This is a genomic window from Weissella oryzae SG25 (assembly GCF_000691805.2).
In the GTDB taxonomy this organism is placed as follows: domain Bacteria; phylum Bacillota; class Bacilli; order Lactobacillales; family Lactobacillaceae; genus Weissella; species Weissella oryzae.
Genome location: NZ_DF820491.1, coordinates 1 through 21304 on the forward strand (window position 1 = coordinate 1; position 21304 = coordinate 21304).

15 protein-coding genes are annotated in these 21304 nt (G+C 34.2%); 1 reads left to right on the forward strand and 14 read right to left on the reverse strand.

Features of this window, described 5'->3' with window-relative positions; translation table 11 throughout:
• Window positions 1–1440 (reverse strand): KxYKxGKxW signal peptide domain-containing protein (locus TT13_RS06220; RefSeq protein ID WP_190279637.1); only part of this gene is annotated, 1440 nt, incomplete at its 3' end.
• A gap of 177 nt (window positions 1441–1617) precedes the next feature.
• Entirely contained in the window at window positions 1618–1908 is a 291-nt protein-coding gene (locus TT13_RS06225) for a hypothetical protein (RefSeq protein ID WP_027699184.1), read from the reverse strand.
• A 295-nt stretch (window positions 1909–2203) separates the two neighbouring features.
• Here TT13_RS06225 and TT13_RS06230 point away from each other — a divergent pair, with 295 nt between their 5' ends.
• A complete protein-coding gene (locus TT13_RS06230; protein WP_027699185.1) occupies window positions 2204–3694 on the forward strand; it encodes a helix-turn-helix domain-containing protein in 1491 nt (496 codons plus the stop codon).
• 520 nt (window positions 3695–4214) lie between these two features.
• On the opposite strand, the gene TT13_RS06235 is transcribed toward TT13_RS06230, so the two are convergent.
• The 12 genes from TT13_RS06235 to TT13_RS06290 form a co-directional block, all read right to left on the reverse strand.
• Window positions 4215–5456: an Ig-like domain-containing protein gene (locus TT13_RS06235; protein ID WP_052348567.1), complete on the reverse strand. Its 1242-nt coding sequence runs from the start codon at window positions 5454–5456 to the stop codon at window positions 4215–4217.
• Window positions 5457–6118: 662 nt separating this feature from the next.
• Window positions 6119–7189 (reverse strand): glycosyltransferase, encoded by a 1071-nt coding sequence (locus TT13_RS06240; RefSeq protein ID WP_027699186.1) that lies wholly within the window; start codon window positions 7187–7189, stop codon window positions 6119–6121.
• 3 nt (window positions 7190–7192) lie between these two features.
• Window positions 7193–8260, reverse strand: coding sequence for a glycosyltransferase (locus TT13_RS06245; protein ID WP_027699187.1), 1068 nt, complete (start codon window positions 8258–8260; stop codon window positions 7193–7195).
• Window positions 8261–8322: 62 nt separating this feature from the next.
• Entirely contained in the window at window positions 8323–9078 is a 756-nt protein-coding gene (gene asp3, locus TT13_RS06250) for an accessory Sec system protein Asp3 (RefSeq protein ID WP_052348568.1), read from the reverse strand.
• A complete protein-coding gene (gene asp2, locus TT13_RS06255) occupies window positions 9071–10663 on the reverse strand; it encodes an accessory Sec system protein Asp2 (RefSeq protein WP_027699188.1) in 1593 nt (530 codons plus the stop codon). The genes asp3 and asp2 overlap by 8 nt, the downstream gene beginning before the upstream one ends.
• Window positions 10656–12242, reverse strand: a complete 1587-nt coding sequence (gene asp1, locus TT13_RS06260) for an accessory Sec system protein Asp1 (RefSeq protein ID WP_027699189.1) — start codon at window positions 12240–12242, stop codon at window positions 10656–10658. Before asp1 ends, asp2 begins: the two co-directional genes overlap by 8 nt.
• Complete coding sequence (locus TT13_RS06265; RefSeq protein WP_242868525.1) at window positions 12239–13468, reverse strand: preprotein translocase subunit SecY; 1230 nt, start codon at window positions 13466–13468, stop codon at window positions 12239–12241. The genes asp1 and TT13_RS06265 overlap by 4 nt, the downstream gene beginning before the upstream one ends.
• Before the next feature lie 46 nt (window positions 13469–13514).
• Window positions 13515–15878: a preprotein translocase subunit SecA gene (secA, locus tag TT13_RS06270; protein WP_027699191.1), complete on the reverse strand. Its 2364-nt coding sequence runs from the start codon at window positions 15876–15878 to the stop codon at window positions 13515–13517.
• Between the two features lie 15 nt (window positions 15879–15893).
• Entirely contained in the window at window positions 15894–16106 is a 213-nt protein-coding gene (locus TT13_RS06275; protein WP_027699192.1) for a hypothetical protein, read from the reverse strand.
• 43 nt (window positions 16107–16149) lie between these two features.
• Window positions 16150–17478 carry a glycosyltransferase family protein gene (locus TT13_RS06280; RefSeq protein WP_027699193.1) on the reverse strand — a complete coding sequence of 443 codons (1329 nt, stop codon included), beginning with the start codon at window positions 17476–17478 and terminating at the stop codon, window positions 16150–16152.
• Complete coding sequence (locus TT13_RS06285; RefSeq protein WP_027699194.1) at window positions 17468–18949, reverse strand: glycosyltransferase; 1482 nt, start codon at window positions 18947–18949, stop codon at window positions 17468–17470. The genes TT13_RS06280 and TT13_RS06285 overlap by 11 nt, the downstream gene beginning before the upstream one ends.
• A gap of 528 nt (window positions 18950–19477) precedes the next feature.
• Entirely contained in the window at window positions 19478–21298 is a 1821-nt protein-coding gene (locus TT13_RS06290) for an ABC transporter permease (protein ID WP_027699195.1), read from the reverse strand.
• Window positions 21299–21304 lie beyond the last annotated feature (6 nt).

Consider the following 21304-nt stretch of genomic DNA (forward strand, 5'->3'; position numbering starts at 1 on the left):
ACTTAGTGAATCGGACGTTGAATCACTGTCTGAGATTGAATCACTTAGTGAGTCAGACGTTGAGTCACTATCCGAGATTGAGTCACTCATTGAATCGGATGTTGAATCACTATCCGAGATTGAATCACTTAATGAATCGGACGTTGAGTCGGAATCGCTGATTGAATCACTTAATGAATCTGATGTTGAGTCACTGTCTGAGATTGAATCACTCATTGAATCGGACGTTGAATCGCTGTCGGAGATTGAATCACTTGTTGATTCTGAATCACTTATTACATCTGATGTTGAGTCACTCAATGAGTCGGAGATTGAATCACTTAGTGAATCTGAAATTGAATCACTTGTTGATTCCGAATCACTTATTACATCTGATGTTGAATCACTATCACTGATTGAATCACTCAATGAATCACTGTCTGAAATTGAATCACTCATTGAATCTGATGTTGAGTCACTACCACTGATTGAGTCACTCATTGAATCGGACGTTGAGTCACTATCACTGATTGAATCACTCAACGAGTCGGACACTGAGTCACTATCACTGATTGAGTCACTCATTGAATCCGATATTGAATCACTTAATGAATCTGAGATTGAATCCGATATTGAATCACTTAATGAATCTGAGATTGAATCCGATGTTGAGTCACTGCCTGAATCTGGTAGTGAATCAGACGTTGAATCAGACGTTGAATCAGACATTGATTCACTATCTGACGTCGAGTCCATTTCTCCGTAAACCGCTAACGTACCACTTGCACCTGTTATGTTAGCTCCTTCAATATGATATCGGAACAGATAGTAGACACTGGTATCTGGGAATAATTTAGCTAATGCATCCTTAGATACATGGAATTCTGCAACTGAACCAGCAGGATTGCGTAGATAAGACGATGCATATGTGGTTGAGCCATCATCTTCCATACTAACAGCCGGCGTAATTGAAGCATGTACATCACTACCTACACGGCTAGTAAGCATAATTACGTCACTTGTATCTGATAGAACTCGACCATTCTTAACATTTGAAACAAGTAAGTAGTCTATTGAGCCATCATTATTCTTGGTCATTCCTAGAACTTTATAGCCCTGCTGCTGATAGTTGGATACCATTGTACCTATATCGCCAGGTGATGTTTTAACCGAATTAAAAATATCACTATCATTAATAGTATCTTTAAGAGATTGCGTATCTGCTGGAATCGTTGTTGATTTTTTGGTACTAAGCAGATTTTTGTCCGTTACCTCAACGGACTTACTTTCACTTGCAGTTCCTTGTGCATGTACCACAGTTGGTAGCGCAGCCCCACCACCAAAAATACCAGCCATACTGGTTATAGTTGCATAAATCCACGTTTTATTTGATTTATATGCTTTGTATCTTTGTTTAGGATCAGAACTTTGTAACTGTTTGATTTTATTTTTTTTTGACATCAATTGTTCTCTCTTTTTCTCAATATAATTAAACCATACTCATTACTTCCAAAAGTCTTAACTTTGTTTTTAAACTTATAATCATTAACCTTTATCAGAACTTTCACATTTTTTTGTAAAGATACTAGAATTCAACAATTAAAAAGTCTATTTCTTTACATCAAAGCCCCTTAATTATTACAAGCTATTTATGCTCATTACCTTTTTGAGATGTTCGCTATCCTCAAACTTTTTAATAAATTTTAAATACCGTAATAAATCAAAAGTTATTTGATAAAATATTTGTGAACAACCAATCAAGTGAGCTGAATTTTGCTTGGAATATTTAAAGGACTTATACTGATTTAAAGTTACCACCACAGTACTACGAGTCATCGACAAATGATTTTTCTTTTGCAACCCATTTGTAAACATATGTATCGACATTATTTCATTATTCATAGTCTTAAAAAAGATTTCTGCATTCATTAATACATCACCTACATTGTTATAAGCTGTCATTCCTTATTGGAATTTTAAAACAACATTCTATGTTTATATGTTGCTTTAAGCTGATAAAAAGTTTTAATTTATATAAACAAACAACAGTATCTGATATATAATTAAAACATCTTACCTAATTGTTAATTTTATAACAAATAGCCCAATGTAGTGTCTCAAAAAATTAACTTAAAAAGTTAAAATATAAGCAAGTTTTTATCCAGCAAATTCTTATACAAAGCAATACACTTATGTTTATTTAATAAGATATGGGGAGTATATAATGCTTGAAGAATTGAATGAGAATTTTGGGTCAGAATTATATGATAGAGATTCAAGAAGTATGACAAATATCTGTCGTATTATTTTTGATTATCAAAATCCAATTAGTATTAATTCACTGATGGAAAAAACAAAATTAACGAGGCAAACAATCTACAAATATATTCATGAAATTAATCAAATTTATAGAAATATTGGCCACGCTAATGAAATAATTTCTAATGTAAACGGCCAATATTATTTTAAAGGCAACAGTTTTGATTATGCTGAATTATTTTTAAGAATAATTTCTAATACCGTTCTTACAAAATTAGCAATTGCTCTTATAAATAATCCTTCTGTTGATTTCAAAGAGTTTTGTTTCGAAAATTTCATATCGCAAAGCACCGTAAGACGTTTAATTACAAATATAAATAACCGTATTAATACGTTTAACCTGGCGATAACCATTAAAAATAATTCAATTTCAGTTGTTGGCAGTGAAAATAAGATTAGATATGTCTTTGCGAGCTATTTTTGGCGTACTTTTCGTGGCTTATACTGGCCTTTCACTGCCGTAGATAAAGATAATATAATTAACCTCATTGACACACTCGGAAAAAAACTGCATTTTACAATAAAATCCGGACAAAAAATTGAATTAGCTTACATATTTGCCGTTAATATTTGTCGAGCAAAAAATAACCATTCGATTGGTCATATCACTCCGTTTGATAGTTTCCTCGTAACCAAACTTTTTTCACAATTAGCAGACAATTTTGAACAAGTTTCAAAAGAATTCTTTGCAATTGCTGAAATAGATATAAGATTCATATTCCTATGGCTAAGCACTTTACCGCAGTTTTATTCAATAACAGATACGAAAACACTTTTTCTTCAGACCCTAAAAGACAAAAAAATTCGAAATGAATCTACTAAATTCATTGAAATAATTACCAAAGCTGACCCTGAATCATTAAAGCTGATCCCAACACAATATAATCAGTTACTATTAGACTTAATTTGTGGCCGCCTTTCAGTTGAATTATTTGGTAACCTGCCCTTTACTGTTTCTGATTTAAACCTTAATAAATATACAAATATTTTAGCGCCTAGCTATATAAAACGAATAAGCATGATTATTTTAAAAACCCATCCTTCTATCAAGACTTCCGATATCAAGGCGCTTGCTATCAGGTATGGTTGGGCTTTAGCTTTATTTATGCCAATTCATAAATTTGAACGAACCATCAATATCTATCTTGATACTGATATTTTAATTGATCTTGAAAGTCAGATGAAAAATCAACTCAGAAATATTTTATGTAATTTCTTCAATATTGAAATTGAAACAGATATTAATAGGTTAAATCAGGCTGATCTAATTTTAACTACTAGTCTTCTAACTGATTATCTACCCTTAAGTACTCCCAAAATTCAAATTCATCCTCAATTAAGTTCAAAAGAACTAAACGTCATTATTAAGTTTTGTGAGGATTTAATTAAAGTTTAACTTACAGCCTTTTTAAAGATACACGAATATAAAGTCAAGTCTAAGGTACATCCTGAAAGTTAGTAACTTTCAGGATTTTATTATGCTTAAAATTTCAAAACAAATGAAATATTTATCCAAACAACTTAGCCTATTACTTATAACACAAGCATTATGCTTTTAATGTCGTCCTTGCCTTAACAACGATTGCATTCGATTTTCATATAAAATAACCCACTAGCCGCAAGCAAATCAACTACTACTTTTATCTATCGTAGTAATTAATTAGGCTATAATTTTAAAAGGATTCAACAACAAGCCCAAATTTAATTCAGTTATAGGGAGCCTAATAGGCTAAGGCCACCTGAAGTAATCAGTATATTTAAAGATAATCGTCAGTAGGCATAAATACTGATTTTCTTAAACAATTCCACCATCAGGTGTACAAAAAAACCGTTTGAAAAAAATTTCAAACGGTTAAATTATATTTAACTATTAAGATAAATATTAAGCTCGAATTAGCAAAATATAATCCTTTATTTTAGTTATTGGCCATTACAACGACAAGGGTTTGATCACTCTTTTCACCAGTACTATTGCTTTCAATAACCTGAATAATGTCATTTGGAGCCATAAATCCAGTAGGTACATTAAATGCCCATGATAAATCTTTTTGAACAACAGTTATACCACTTTTACCTGTCGTATAATTTGTGACTGTAATGATGTCACCTTCCTTAAAGCCAGTTCCTTTAATTGTTGTATCTTTAGCTAACACAGGTTGACTAACAACTGGCTTTGGAATCTGAACACCTTCATGTAGAACAGTTGTTGTTGCAGCTTCACTTTCACCAACTCCAGTATTTTGTGTAACTGAAATTGTTACACCTGCATTTTGTGCTGGAATTTTAATTTTGTATCCGCCACTCTGGTCAACTTTACCGTTACCAATGATTGTACCAGCTCCATTTTTAATGGTAATTTCAGCACCAGGCGTACCCTTTCCTGAAACTTCAGTAGCAGTATCGTAAACTGGTGTCTCAATCGTTGGCTTTACATTCAAAAGATCATAGCCTGGATCCAATTGTGCAACAGGAATCGTAGTTGTTCCTTCTGTATTACCTACAGCATGCCAATCAATCAATTCATCCTTTGTTGCAATTGTTGCACCTAGATGATATGCAGATCCGTCAGCCGCATTTGGAATTCGGATACCTGTCGCTGTTACCATTTGTCCCAAATCCATGGTCAACTTAACATCCATTGTTGAAGATAATCCAATACCGCTAATTGCTGGATTAGTTAATTCTAGAAGATAGTTATCACCATCTCTTACCACCTTCATGTCATCCTTAGTATAATTATACTCTTTACTAGTTAATCCAATTTGGTATGAAAATTGTGATGACGTAATGTAGTCTGGGAGCTTGCCGCTTGCTGCTAGTGCATTGAATTCTGAAGGTAATTTAATAACTGCAGTTGTATGATCGTTAAAGTCGACAGAAAGGAACGACTTAACCTTATAATCCAAATCCAGTGTACCGTAAGTTACGGTATTATTCGCTTCCAACTTTAAGCCGCTAATTGCTGAACCACTAGTTGTAAGCTTACCTTGTGTTTGAAAATCAGCACCTTTTGGTGTCACCTTTGAGTTAGCAGTTTGAGCATTGTTACCATTACCAACTGCTGCAGCTGATGCAGAAGCAATTCCAGTGCCACCAACAAGCCCTAAAATCATTGATGACATCAAAAGAACATTTCCCAGTTTAATAGACTTTCTCATAATAAACCCCACTCTTTTTGAAAAGTTTTTTAGAAAGGTCGGCCAACATTTCTAAATTCATAATAGCTTCACAATCTTCAAATGTAAAGCAATATGAATTAGATTTTTTTATTTGGTTTATGTATACTTTTTGCCTAGTAATATAAAAATATTAGCAATTCAACATTCTAATTCAGATTAGTTTGTAACGCTTACAATGCTTTAAACAAAGGGAATGCCCTTTTTATAACTATTCATTTACTAATTTCAATAAATGTTTGACCATTTCTAACCTATTAATAATTTATTGAAAATTTCTTTGCTCAAAATTTATTAAAATTTCCAATTTTAGTAAATTCATCTAAATTATCTTGGCAAAAATTAGCGATTTGCTTATATTTTAATAGTGTTCCAATACTTTATTTTATCTGAAGCAAATTTTTTAAATACATTCTATCAGGGGTTCATAATGACAATTCGCTAAGCGTTCTCTTAATATGGATGTGAGCTTAATAAATTATTTCAATTAGCAAATATAAAAGACGTATTATTAGTCCCAATATATTAAAGTAAAATAATACTTTCCTCATTTACTTATAATTCAATTTTTTATAAGCTATAAAATAAAAAAGATGGAGTTTTGGCTATGGCCAGATTCCATCTTTTTCTAAATTAGTGTTAAATTAAAGATTTTTATTATCCTTTATCAAAACATCATCAAAACCTAAATTAATATAACGTAACATTGCCATTAGTGAGCGCTTAACAAAAAATCCCCCACTAACTGCCGTCTGCCAAGGCTTAATTGCCTGCAACATTGCATCATAATCGGCTGGACTTACTTGAGCCAAAACTTGGTCAATCTCGTTCAAATCATCAACAACTAACCCAATGCCTGCTTTTTTAATCCATTCAGCATGAGCCGTCTTACTAGCAATAATCACTGGTAAACCAGCCGCTATATATAGGGAAAGCTTTGTTGGGTTATTGAATTGATTATAGTAAACGAAATTCATATTTGATTTTTCTTTAATGTTATCAGAAACAACCAAGCCAAATCCACCAGTTAGGTTTGCCACAATCATGTCACTAGGAAGTCGCCCTAAATAATTTACACTTGGATTTTTTTTAACATCTTCGCTCACCTCTCGCCCATAAAAGTTTATCGGCGTTGAAGCTACATAATCAAAATTAATTATATTGCGTCCTGCAACATAATATAGCTGTTTACGATAAGTTTTCTCTAAAAGCTGGCCATCATAAAAGTAGTCCCAAATATGCATCGCAATCATTGGAACATGCACGCCATCTTCCTGTAATTTCGCTCCAACTTTTTCATTGGCAACTAAAAGCAAATCAAATCTACGCAGTTGGCCAAGCCAAAAATCATTCTCACGGTCATAATTATCGTGTTCATCAGTAAACATCCAAGTAGGTACATCGTGTAGTAAGCCAACTATCTTAATGTCTTGAATCCTTTTAAGGTAATCGATAAATTCAGCCTGAAAGTTCATATTTGTCCAAAGTGGATACTGTACAACCACTAAATCATCTGGCTGTATTGGTCCTAAAAGAGCTTTTAAAAGCTGACTACGTCTACTAGGATTATTATCAAGGTTTGAATATGGTGAAAGATTTATTTCTTTAAAGCCTAATTGTTGAGCTGACCTAGCAACATTCTTACTCACAATATAAATTGCATCGTACTTTTGTGAGTAATCACTAGCATTAAAACGTACAATCCATTTTGTCATCTTCTACTCCTCCACATTAACTAGGCGATCCGTGAACCCAAGCTCTAAATACCGAACCGTCTCAATTGCTGCTTGCTTTGAGAAGAATCCTTGCGTTACAGCCATTTGCCATGGCTTAATATTTTCAAGCATTTGCTCATAATCTGTTTCCGTAAGTGCATCAATCTTCGCATCAATCTCCGCCAAAGAATTAACCACTATGCCCACTCCACGCTGTGCAATCCATTCTGCATGAGCTGAGTTGGCCATTACGATAACTGGCAACCCCGATGCTAAGTATAATGACAACTTCATTGGATTATTGTATTCACCATAATGATGCATCCCTTTATAGCCACTACCCTTAGCATAGTAAAGCAACCCAAATCCTCCCTCAAGCTGACTTGGAATATCTATGCTCTTCATTGGTCCTAATAATTTAATATAATCTGGAACTGCTTCTTTTTGATGTGGTCCAATGAAATTAATTGGTACTTTCGATGCATATTCAGCTAAAATTGCCGGATCAATTCCAGTTGCCACATAATAGAGCTCCTTAATGAATCGTTTCTCTTTTAATGGACCCTGATAAACAAAATCGGTTAAATCCATCGAAATTAAGGGCTTATTTACCCCGCCTTCACTAGCTAATCTACGAGCCATTTTAGGATTAGCAGCAATTACTAAATCATATCTATTTAGCATCCATAATGATGCATCACCGGTGTAGTCTCGCTCTCGATTATCATGAATCCACGATAAAATATCCCAAACCATCGCTACAATCTTAGCTTTTCGTACTGTAGACAAATAATCAATAAATTCTACTTCAAATTCCGTGTAATTAGTCCACAAGGGATATTGCACAATAACAATATCACCTGGTAAGACTGCAGATAATAGAGATTCCAATCTAACTTGCCGTGCTTCTTTGCCTTCTGTTCTCAATTCTTCAGCATACATTCGTGGATAATGTAAAATTCGAAAACCAATTTCATTAACCGATTCAGCTGCCATTCGATTTGCAATAATTCCAGACGCATGATTATTTGCATATTCATTATCATCAACTTCTGTAATCCAATAAGTCATATTTACCTCTTTCAATACTCTTCCAAATTCAATTTTCTTTAATTTAGTGAGTACTATCAGCTTCACTTGTCAGTCATTCGTGAATATAATTCTTCACGTAAATCAGTTGGAAAATATTCAAAATTTTTCCCAGGTAAAATTGACAAAGTACTTCCTGACTGATTTAAAAATTTATTTCCTAATTTATTCATCAACTCTAAAAAGTCTGGCCGATTCCCATCACTATAAGCAAATATTCTATTAATTTCCGAGTCATTAAAATTAAGCTCAGTCAATTGACCAAACGAAAAATTAACCACATATTTATTCGAATCTGGTTGGTTAGTCGAATCATTGACTGTTACCCAACCACTGTGCCGACTAAAATTTATATCAAGTTTATCTATCTTCGAGCTGTCGCTAAGAATTAAATATTTAAACTTAATCCACTGATGCTTAAGATTAAGCAAACTAATATCATAAGACACTGCTTCATTTGGTAACACGAAATCGACTTCTAAATCGGCAAAATTATCTGTTTCAATTAAATTGCCTCTTACATCAAAATATTTAATTTCCAATTGAACTGCCAGTGCCTGATCTGCTTCTAAAATAGCCGATAAATGATACTCACTATTTGCCTCTAATAACGGTAAACTAGGTGCACCACCAGACAACATATAATCAGTCTTTGAGTGCCAAGTACAAATCGGCATTCCAGGTGAAAAAAATACGTTTGAAAAATAGGTTGTACCATCTGGTAATAATTGAATTGTTGAGCCATGAACTGACACATCACTTAAATCATTTGGCCAACGAACAAAATAAACATTAGTCATCATCTACCTCCAATAAATCGAAGAAATCTGTCTTCTGATCATCATCTTGAAAATATTTACGATCAAAATCGGTCTGTAACAATGCCTTACATTGCTTTGTGAACCAAAGAACAATCCCTAAACCATCATCATTGTGTCGCCCTTCAAGTCCCTTGTGTAAAACTTTTGTCTTGGGATACTTTTCTTTCAAATAATTGAAAATTTTCTTAAAAGGGAGATCTGTATCTTGCAGCATATGCACAATATTAAAAGTAGTTTTAGAAAAATCCGCAGCAAAAAAACGCTCCCAGAATTCTTTATCTAATCTTTTAGCAGTATCTTTGGTTAGCTCCCCTGTCAAATCTATAATCGTATCTAAGGTCAAATCTCCATTATAAGGATCAAATATTCGCGAATTAAATGCTAGGCCACCAAGATTTGCCAAAGGCTTTCCTACTATAATTGCATGAGGTTCCAATACAGCACCATAGTAAAATGCTGCATAAGTTCCCATTGATATTCCAGATAAAATCAAATCATCTTTAGTAAAGCCTAATTGATCCAAGCAACCTTGAATTGCTTCAATAAGCTGCTTCTCTAAATTGTCCCCTCGATAAAACGAACCACCAACAATTCGTGGATCCTGAATCAACATAAAGGGTGCACCCATACTTCCCATCATCCAACGACCTTCATAATTTTCCGCCGCTCGATATCCTGAAAAATAAACATTTAGCGGTGGCTTTAAATCACCTGCATTGAAGTAATAGGCTAATTCTTGATCACGATGATCTTTATCAAGTAATCTTTTACCGCCCATAGCTAAGAAATTATCCGGTTCCAAATAAGAACGTAAATGTACATCACCAAGTTCAATTTGACCTTTTCCCTTAGCCATTACAGCAATATTAATCGCAAAATCCGGAAACCCAATGTCCCGGAACACCTTGTTGGCTTCTATATCACTTTTCGTAAAATCCCATGTCTTAGCAACTCCAGCCTGAATATAATATGCTCTAAAGAAATAATCGATATCATCGCCCTGAGCAGCGCTTTCCACATGAATTCTAATTTTTCCAGTTGGTACCCATCGATTTTTCCACAACAAAACTTGTTGGTAGTCAGTTCCAAAATCACCTGCTAAGCTCAAATAAGCAGCCCCTTTTTTTGTAACCGTCCCCGCAAAATTTTTTGAAATCTCAACCATACTATTATCAATGCTTGTTCCCCAGGAACCAGTATAATTTTCATTTATAAAAGCAATAAATTCACTGCCCCCATCAATTAAATTAACTTTTTTTGCACCCTTTAGCTTAAGAATTCTTTCCTGCTCGGGCGTGAGCGTGGCATAACCCTCATAAAAAATTTGATAGCTGGGGAATTTTGTTAAATCAAAATTTGTTAGATTATCCATTGCTTCAAAGCTAAACAAAAAAATATTTCCAGAATTATTTGGGTTTTCTACAGGTATCGCAGCCAAATCACTTAACTTTTGCGTTAAACTCTCATCCATCGGCAAATGATAATAACCATAATTCTCACTTAATAACTCAATATTGTTTAACTTTTTTCCACCAATATGAAAAATTTTGCTTTTTTCAGCCATATAAAACCTCCTGCCATCTTTCGATTGCTTGCGCTAGACCATTGATTTCAATCTGTTTGACTGATTCTACTAAAGCTTTATTCCAATTATTTTGCCCATTTAAATAAAAATCTAAGGCTGATAATAAATCAGTAGCTTTGCTTAAGTGTTTCCCATTAAGGTTATCAACAAAATAAATCGATGAATATTCACTAAGAATTGGTACACCGCTACTTAACACCATTGATTGCATAAAGGAATTAGTATCATTTCTAAAATTGACATAAAGTCGTAACTGCTTAAGGTCATTTTGGAAAGTCTCAGTATCTGGCTTAATTCGATATTGAATCACATGATAAAATTCATAGCTACGTTTAATTTCCTCAAATTTTTCACCAGAAGCTTTAAGTAATTCGAATTCTTCTTGCAAAGCTGCCGTTATCTGACCTCTTGCCATCGCTGTATAATACTTATCAAAAAGTTTATAATCTTCCGATTCAACATCAATATGTGAATTTTGCCAAATAAAGGTCGCCAGAATATCCTTCAAGCGAGTAATCTCATTTGCATCAGGTGTATCAATAATCAATCTAATCTTTGCTTCTTTTGACAAATAACTTAACACTTGCTTGTATAGTTGCTCAAATTCTGTATCAACCCGATTAATCCGCCAATAAATAAACTGTTCGGCAACCGTATTACTAGCACCCAAATTCAATTGACTTGTAAAAATCGGAATAACTTTACCCTTTAAAGCCAATAAGGGATTTAACAATTTTAATTGTTGATATTTGACTAAACTATCGGTTACCAGTGCCTTACCTGCTAATAAGCGTTCATAGTCAATTGCTTTTAGTTCAGTTAGCTGCGAATGATTATCCACGTAACTATAAACAATTGCTTCCTGATAAGGAAACGTTTGACTAACCTTCATCATTTGTCGACTATTACCATCCACAATTAATCGGTCGCTACGTGGATCAAAATGCTTTAAGTTTTTAAGGAGAAATTCACTATAAATGTCTTCCATATTTGCATAGAAAAGACGATTGAATTTATCCTGGTTAACTGCGTCAACACGAATACCATTGGAATTTTCTGTTAATACTACTTGACCCTTTTCATCAAAATAATCTCGTTCAATTAACTCGTTTGTTTGGTCTAAATACGTTGAGCTTAAGATAAATCCAAAATCTGAAAATAAATCTTTTTGGACATACTCACCTTTAAAATAATGAACTTCTTTAACATATCCAAAACGATTAAAATAAACTTCACCAAAACGTTGACCATTTTGTAACAATAAAACTTGATCACGCCCGTAAACCTTTTCAACATCACTTGGTAAGTTAAGATCATCCATTACCATTGGAATAACGTTAGCATCACTAATGTTTTGAATCTGCTTGTAAAATTTAATGAAATTATCATCTGCACTTTGCCTAAACTCAGCCAATAAATACCGTAAAAAAGGTACAAAATTTGGAACTAATACTCGCCATTCAAAGTTGCTTTGTTCAAAAGCTTCTATCATTTTAAGGGTTGAATCAGTTTCCAAATTCGTAATTTCAGGTTGCCAACCAGCTAATATATAAATCATTGTTTCCTCCGTCTTTGCTTACCAAAGAGGTTATAGTTATCTTTATAGAATAAAAAGTCGACATCTTCCCGTACCGTTTCGAAAATTGCGATTAATACGAATAGCATTGCGAAATAATTCGAAAAATTACTATAGGCAACCTTACCAGTCCAGCGGCCAACCAATAATGGTACAGTTACTACAACTGCTAATAGCAAACTACCAGTAAGCGCAAAAAATAGTACGCGTTTCGTAATATAGCGATGGGTTGCTTTTCCAGGTTCGACATTTAAAATGTAATCATTAGATTCTTGCAAACTTTTAGCAATTTGATCAGGCATAATATTAACAAAAGAGAATAAAACACCAAGAATATAAATAATCGCACCGTAGACTATAATTCCACGATAATAATGCATGTTAAACATCGATAATACCAGATCATTTCTCCTATTCGTTAATTGCATAACATAGGCCGGTAAATACATAAATGTATTAGCAAACATTAGGGGTAACGTTCCGGCAATCAGAATCTTAAAAGCAATATAAGCATCCTTTGATCGCCGATCAATACCAATTCTCTGTACGTCCAGATGATACTCCGCAGAATATAACGCACTAACTATAAATACAAAAAGAACAGTGACTAATATTAAAATTAATAGGCGCTCCAAATGCATAACCACTACTGCGTAGTTAGCTAATAAGCTACGTGTTAATCCACTAATAAGCCCTGGCACAATCATTATAAATGGTCCACCCAAACCAAAAATTGCATTTAAACTTGCTATCCAACTAATTAACATCGCTCCAGTAATAAGCGTCAATACAGTAATTAGAAATAGAGTAAATTCACTTATATTTTTTGCCGCTGGAGCAATTGAACTTTTAACACCAAAAGCAAGCAAAGTTGCTTGTAAGGTCGCCAAGATAAAAGTTGATTGCACTTGTATATTTCCACGCTGCCTTTTAGAAAGACCGGCAGCATTATCTGGATTAGCAAACGTTATAATTGATAGAATAATTGAGACTGTCATATATGGTCCCATTCCCAAAGAAAATAGGGTTGGACTAGAAAACACACCACCAGTCATTAGAGCCAATAAATTCTGGACACTCTCAACGCCATTCATCTGAAAATTCATGATGTGGCCGGGGATTGGTATGCTCTGCCCAAATGTATAGACTAATAGCAAGCCAATTGTACATAATCCTTTTTGAATTAAATCCTTATATTTTTTTATCATCGATTAATTCTTCTCTATCCATTTTTATATTTTGAACTTAAATTTTTTAGGGGAAAATCAAATTAATTGAGCCGTCTGGCTTCTTTTCAATTTCTGTTAGAACAATATTTTTAAATATATTCAGCCAAATTTGATCTTCCATTTCAAAAAAACTTCTACGAGCTTCTCGACCAAATTCATTAATTGGCTTACGCTGTGCAGTCCCACGTCCATCAACAACGGCTCTTAACTGTTGCAAGTAATCTAACTGATCAATCCATCCCATATCAATTGACTTTAAAATCACCAATTTCTTAAAATGGGCCAGTTGTTTTTCACTTTTAAAACGATTTAAGGCTGCTTCTAATAATTCTCCAGCCATTGTAGTTAAAAAGTGTTGAACATTTTTACTTGAATAATCATTATCCAAAGCCTGTTCAAGATCTTTCATTTGATATTGACTATCCATATTATTAAAAATAAAATCAGCAATCTCGTGTAGGCCAATTTCTTTCCGTTTACCAATAAAAGGACCCACTACTTTATATTGAGTATCCGCAATAATTTCATCTAAATATTTTTGATTTTCTGCTAATACTTTATCTCGAGCTTGATAAATTTTATCGCGTTGCCCGCCCAACACTAGTTCAAAAGCCAATGTTGTCTTACGACCTTCTTCTTGTTTATTTTCAGCCCGCTTTTGAGCTTTATCCATCAAACGCTTAGCACGAAAACTAGTTAGTTGTTTAGTAAATGCTACCTTGCCGCTCTCGGCTCGCTTTAACAACCGATTTCGATATTTTCGGATTCGGTCAGTTGAATTTTCAACAATAACTTTATCTTCTAGCGAAACAAAGAATTGACTTGAGCCTGGCTCACCTTGGCGTCCAGCACGGCCACGCAATTGATTATCAATTCGCTTACTAGTCATTCGCTCAGTTCCAACTACTAACAACCCCCCATTAGCTTTAGCAGTATCGGTCAATTTTATATCAGTTCCACGCCCAGCCATCGAAGTTGCTAAAGTCACTGAAATACTTGTACCAGCTTCTTTGATAATTTCTTTCTCTCGAGCTGCCGTTGTTGCATTCAATAAATTATGCGGAATTCCATGCTTTAACAACAATAATGAGTACAAATTCGACAGGGTAACTGAGCCAGTTTCAATTAAAACAGGCCGGTTATCATTAATACCTGCTTCAACCAATTTAAGTGAGCTTTCAAGCTTACTTTGGTTATCCAAATAGATTTGATCAGGTAAATCAATGCGTCGTACTGGTTCATTCGTTGGAATTTGAATTACTTCTAAATGATATGTATCAATAAACTCTTTCTCATCAGTTTTCGCAGTTCCGGTCATTCCAGATAATCGCTTGAATTTTTTAAACAAACTTTGGTAACTAATTGTTCCCAATGTCTTTGATTCTGTTGTAATTTCTACGCCTTCTTTTGCTTCAATTGCTTGATGGATACCACCACTTAATTTGACACCCTGCATTGCACGTCCGTTGACCTCATCCAACAAAACTACTTTTCCATCTTCAACTACGTAGTCTCGTCCCCTTTGCTTTAAATACTTTGCTTGTAAGGCCAAAATTAAGTGCCGATAGAGGTTAAAATATTTTGCTGATAAAATCTTTTCAATATCAAAATAATTTCGAATTTTATCTAGTCCATCTTTAGTAAACCAAACTTTCAACTCATCATCGCTTAGCTCATAATCATCAGGTGTTAGACCGTTTATGAACCATTGACTAATTTGAAAAAAGTTGGATTGAACCTTTGGCGCTCCAGAAATAACCAAAGCAGTTTGAGCACCATCAAGTAACACAGAATCGATTTCATCAATAATTGCAAAATTAAAACGTGTAACCATCTTATTTGCTATGTCGGAACCTAAATTATCAAATAAGTAATCAAAACCCAATTTAGAATGAGTGGAATATATAATATCTGAGGTATATAACACTTTCTCTTCAGCTTCATCCATATTACTTACACCAATTCCAACTGTTAGACCCAACCACTGATAGACACGCCCCATGTCATGACCATCTCGATCAGCCAAATAATCATTAGCTGTAATTAAGAAGTTTCCTTTATTGCCTAGCAATGCCCTAGCATAAAGTGGCATTGTTGCCACCAGAGTCTTTCCCTCACCAGTTTTTAATTCTGCAATATTACCATAAAACAAAGCCACTCCACCCAGAATCTGAACTTCATATGGTTCCATTCCTAAAACACGTCGGTCGGCCTCAATTACAACCGCAAAAACTGCTGGCAAAATGTGTTCAATTCTCTGTCCTGTTGCTAAAGCTTGTTTGAAAACCTGTGTCTGTTTTTGTAATTCGATATCTGACATTGCTTGATAAGTCGGTAAAACTTGATAAATTTGCTTAACAATTCGTCGATATTTTTTCACTCTCAACATCTTAACTCCCCTGTCCTAATGATTAAGAAAATACGCAATTACATCTTGCAACTTAGTAAATAAAGCAATCAATGTAACTATTAAAAGTATTAAAAATAAGGATGGTCGTAAATATTGCCACTTCGAAGCGGCACTCTTTTTAGTGTAAAGATGTTTTTGACTTTCAGCTTTAAACCCATCTTTGATTAATTTATCTAACCGGTTATCTTTATCTTCTTGGTCTGGCATCTACCTTCCCCCCTCTTACAAGTTAAAGCAAAAAGCGGCCTAACTAGGCCTCAATTTCAACCTTCGTTAAAGCCTGCTGATAATCAGCCACTGTTGATTGCTTTCCCCCTTGCTCAATTAATTGCTTGAGCATCTTACGCCAGTCTGCTTGCTTGTTTAATGCACTGGCAATCGCATCACAAATTGTTTTTGTGTCCTCAAAAACAAGGCTGCGATAATTATTTTGCTTAACTTTAGCCAATGATAGAATTAACATTTGAGATTGGTATGCTCGCTTCAAAATATCACCGACTTTATTTCCAGCATTAATGTCCAAATAAATATCAGCTTTTTCAAGTTCCTTTGTCAAATGTGCATCACTAATCGACGGAATTAAGTGTAAATTAGTGTATTTTTCACCAATATTCAACAACTTCTCACTCATATTTGTTTGCGCCGCCACCGTAACCATTAGCTCAGGGAACGTTGATAAGATTGTTTCCAAACCTGGCATATTATCACTATTAGTTAACACAAAAGCATTCTTACGATAAGCAGTCTGTCGCTTAAACACACCAATTGGTGACAAATAAGCTAATTCAATCGTAGTATCAGGATAAAGGCCCGTTACTTTTTCCAAATAGGCTTGCTTGTCAAAAACAATCTGTCGCAAAGCTCTAGGTTGCTTCAACTCATTTGCCATATTTCCAGGTACATTCTCACCCATTGGTTCTTGCCAAAATAGGGTTGCGTTAGGCTTCTGGGCAATTGCTTCGCTAATGAAAAGTGGATATGACAAAGAGTTAATATAGCTGCTGGTCACCGTAATATCTGCTGCTTTTAGAAAATATAGGAAAAATTGAGTCAAATTATCAAAAAAGTGAAGCTGATTTTGATAATTTAACTGAATCGTTTGTGTCTGCAAATTTTCAACAATTACAGCCACGCCATCGCGATAATATTCGGTGACATAGGCCTGACCAGCGTTATAAAAAGTAGTTGCATAGTGATCACCAGCGATGTTATACAGATCCTTTTTAATAAGTTCTTTATTATCAGGCTTACTATACCAATCAACGCTATCAACCAATCTGTAGCCTTTACGTCGATAATTAATCCGACCAACGGTTTGCCTTAAAAACTCAATGCTTGCCCCAAGGCCATCTGCATGTCGAATTTCATAAAACGTTGGGATGGTTACTTGGTTAAAGAACCGTCCTAACCGATTACTTTCACTTATTCCAGTAAAGTAAGTAAACGGATTCAGTGCGCCATCCGGTAACTCACCTCGATAATGCACAAACAATGAACTACGCTCTAAATTCGCCGTCTTCAAAGATTGAAGTAGTGTTTGTGTCTGTTCATTATAAAAATCAAAAATATTAACCTTCATCAGTTGCAACTCCCTTACCAAGCATTAATTCTTCCCAAACTTTAGCGACATTTTCTTTTAAGTATTTACGTGCCTGCCTACGTACAATTGGACGGGCTGTTTCAACCATATTTGTCGCATAGAAAGTTAGTAAGGCCTGTTCTAAGGAATTTACCATTTGGCTAAAATCACCTCGTGGATATAATAAGCCACTTTTACCATCAACGATAAACTCACGATTACCATAATCAACATCAGCACCAATAATCGGCAAAGATTCAGCCGTTGCTTCTAACAAAGACAAGCCAAATCCTTCTGAGGTGGAAGCCGATACGTATGCACCATATTGCTTATATACAGAAGTTAGCTTATGATGCCCCTTTAATTTAATGTAATCAGTAGCTTTCAATTCATTAATCAATTGCTCTAACTTACCACGTTCACCACCCTCACCATAAATATCAAGCTTAAGCTCTGGTATTTTACTTTTGGCAGCCACAACTGCTTTAATGATGATATCAATATGTTTTTCACTAGCTAAGCGACTGGCTGTTATCAAACTAAACGGTTGGTAATTAGTGCTTTCTACAATCTTTTCGATATAACCAACTGGAATCACAACAATTTTAGTTGGCTTTGCTAATTGAGCTTTCAAAACTTCTTTTTGTCGCTCAGTTGAAACAATAATAGCTTCAAAATAATTGGCATTATCAAAAACGTACTCATAATTGTTATTCCACAAAATATGGGTACCCGTAGAAAGATTTTCATTGTAATGTTCAGCATGTACAACAGAAAATAGACGAACTTTGCCAACTAAATCTGGTAACAAAATTTCTGCGGCATCAAGTGAACGATCAATAATTACCGCATCGTCGGCCTTTAAACCAAGCTTCTGCATAAAATAGGTAAAAAAGCCTGTGAGTCCATACAAAATTTGATTATCAATTAAAGTTACTGTAATTTCGCCATTTTCATAAAATTGTTCAAAAGCTTTCTCACCATTTAATTTAAAGAACACCCGTCGTGCTAGCTTACCTGCTTGATACTCTTCAAAATTATTTAATGAATGATCAAAATGCAGAATTTGTACAAGTTTATTTTTTTCGAATTGCCTAACAATGTTAAGCTTATCCGTATTTATTTTTGTGAGCTCATACCGCACATCCTCATGCTCTAATTGAACAGTTAAACGCTTATCGTCTTCAAATGTCACTTTATAGGGTGCAGCTAATGCATTTAAAAATTTTTCAATCGGATAATCAGAATCCTGTGCTGGTCGCCCACTTAAAACGTTATAAATCCAAAGTACTTGTTTACGTTCAAAATTCATCAAGTCGGTATAAATTGAGACGTTAGTTGATATATAATTCAAAAAAATATAATAATCATCAACTGGTCCAGCTTCAAATAATTCTTTTCGATATTTTTGGGCATACTCGACACCACTCGAAGCATAACCAATCCCTTTGTTAACATTAAAAACTCGCAAATTTCTATCTCCCCATCGTTCATTTATATCTGCACAATAAAAGATATAGTCATAATTTTGGTCATTAAAACTATTGTGTAAATATTTTCACTAATATAATTCTACACTACATATTCAAAAAAATGTGAACTTTTTGTGAAAGATAATTCCAAAAAAATAACTTCAACCGACTATTTCTTAGCCTATTTTAAAGTTACCAATCAAACAGAATAATTTATTTTCTTACCCATTCAAGCTACTTTCAGATAATTACTTAAAAACATTTCGATCAACTTTTAAAGCCAGTATTACAATATTGATTCATTATTCAAAAAAGTTTTAAGTACTCATAATTAAACTTTTAAAAAACACTTTCTTTTTTCTTTGCACACAGCATTTTCTTTAATAAATTCTATTGTTGGCAATCGATTTCACCCTACTGATTTGACCTTAACAAAATAAAACGGCCAATAATTGATATAATATCAATCATTAACCGTTTATTTGGATAAATATTTCACCAAAAATTCAACCCTTATTCTCTTCTAATTACTTACGAATCGCTCCCTTAGTCGCACCCGTTAACTTTATATAATAAACTATCGTTATTACGTAATAGATAAAATAGATTCCATACATACTAATCATGGCACTTAAGAGTCCTGCATATGGTTGATGCAAAATTAATTCGAACATCTTTAAACCAAATAATACATCTATCGTACCTATTAACAGCGGGATCATGAATAAGATACCAATATCTGTGGCAATTGTTCTTCTAATCACCTGTTTATTTGCACCAATCATTCTAAGAATCTCATAGCGATGTTTATCAGTTGAGACAGACGATAGAATTTTAAACATCAATGTCGAAGCCAACATCGCTAAGAATCCAATGCCTAAGAAAAAGCCCATAAACTCTAGACCACCACTGAAACTCTTTAACATATTAAAGGTAGAATAGTTACCCGCCATCACTTGGTCGTTTACGCCAGTTGCTTTAATTTCAATTGCCTGGTTTTTCTTTAATATATCTTGATTATTTATTAAATTATTAACCCTAATTAAAGTAACAGTTTTAACATCTCCTTGTTGACCTAAAGCCAGGTCGTCTGGTAAAAGTTTAGCCTTAAAGTCTGTATAAGTAGTTGGTGAATACTTAACTAATTGCCCAGCTACATCTCTCAAAGTATGTTCAGTCCCTGGATTTTCTAACATAGCATCCCCTGAGAGCCACTTGGTTCTTGGGTGATCACTTTCTGGGTTAATAATAGTTGGAACTTTATGTGTATTAATCTCTTTGACATTAAAATAAACAACATTATTACGAATTACATAGTGATATTCGTTTGACCAAGTTAGATCGTTAAGCTTCGACAAATCGACATTTTTACTAGTATAAGCTGCCGTAATAGGACTGCTTCCTTGCGCTTGTTGCGGTATAAGCACCTGAAAAGCTTGCCCGACCGAAACTGCACCCAAGGCTAATGCGAAAATCACTGAAATTGCTGTTAAGATTTTTTGGTAATCGCTTAACCTAAACAAAGTCTGTCCATTTATAAATGGGCGTAATGACTTTTTGATGAAGTTCGTTTCACGCAGCTTAAGCAATACTAACTTTAAAGTCCGACTAAGAAATAGATAGGTTCCCCAGATATTTAAAATAATAATTGTAACGAAGACAGCAAGATAAACCGAGCCAAAATCATTAATTTTTATCATGAGTACAAAACTCAAACTAAGAATTATCAACCCAAGGAGGCCAACTATAATGTCACTAAGCGGCTTAACTTTCGGTTGCTTAGCTGTATGATTTGCATTTAATAAGGTAATTGTGTCCACCCGACGCAATTTAACAGTATTAATAAAGCCATTTAAAATAAATAAGGCTATAAAGAAGAGACTTGTGTCTATTAGTGCTCCTAATGAAAATGAACTCCAATGTTGTACCTGAATATCCAAAAGGCCGAGTAAGAATGTGCTGCTAAGAGCTGTCAACCCAAGACCAAATGCCAACCCAATTACTAAGGCCACTAAGCCTAGCAAAATTGTTTCAATAAACAGTAGAGCTCCAATCTGAGATTTACGTGCCCCTAACATTGAAATTAGACCATATTCACTCTGCCGTATTTGCAACAAAAAGCTGTTCGCAAAATTCAGATAAACAAAAGTAATCACACCCAATAAAAACTCACCAACCGTAAAAACTGGTCCTAGCAAAGAAATTGATGAATTAGCATGTAAAAAGCTCTCATTGGTTGCTAAAGCTGTAAACATATAGAAGATGGCAATTGCTAATACTAATCCAACAAATAAGACCGTAAAATCTCGCCATCTTGATTTCAACGATTTTATCGCAACATTAAACATTTCATT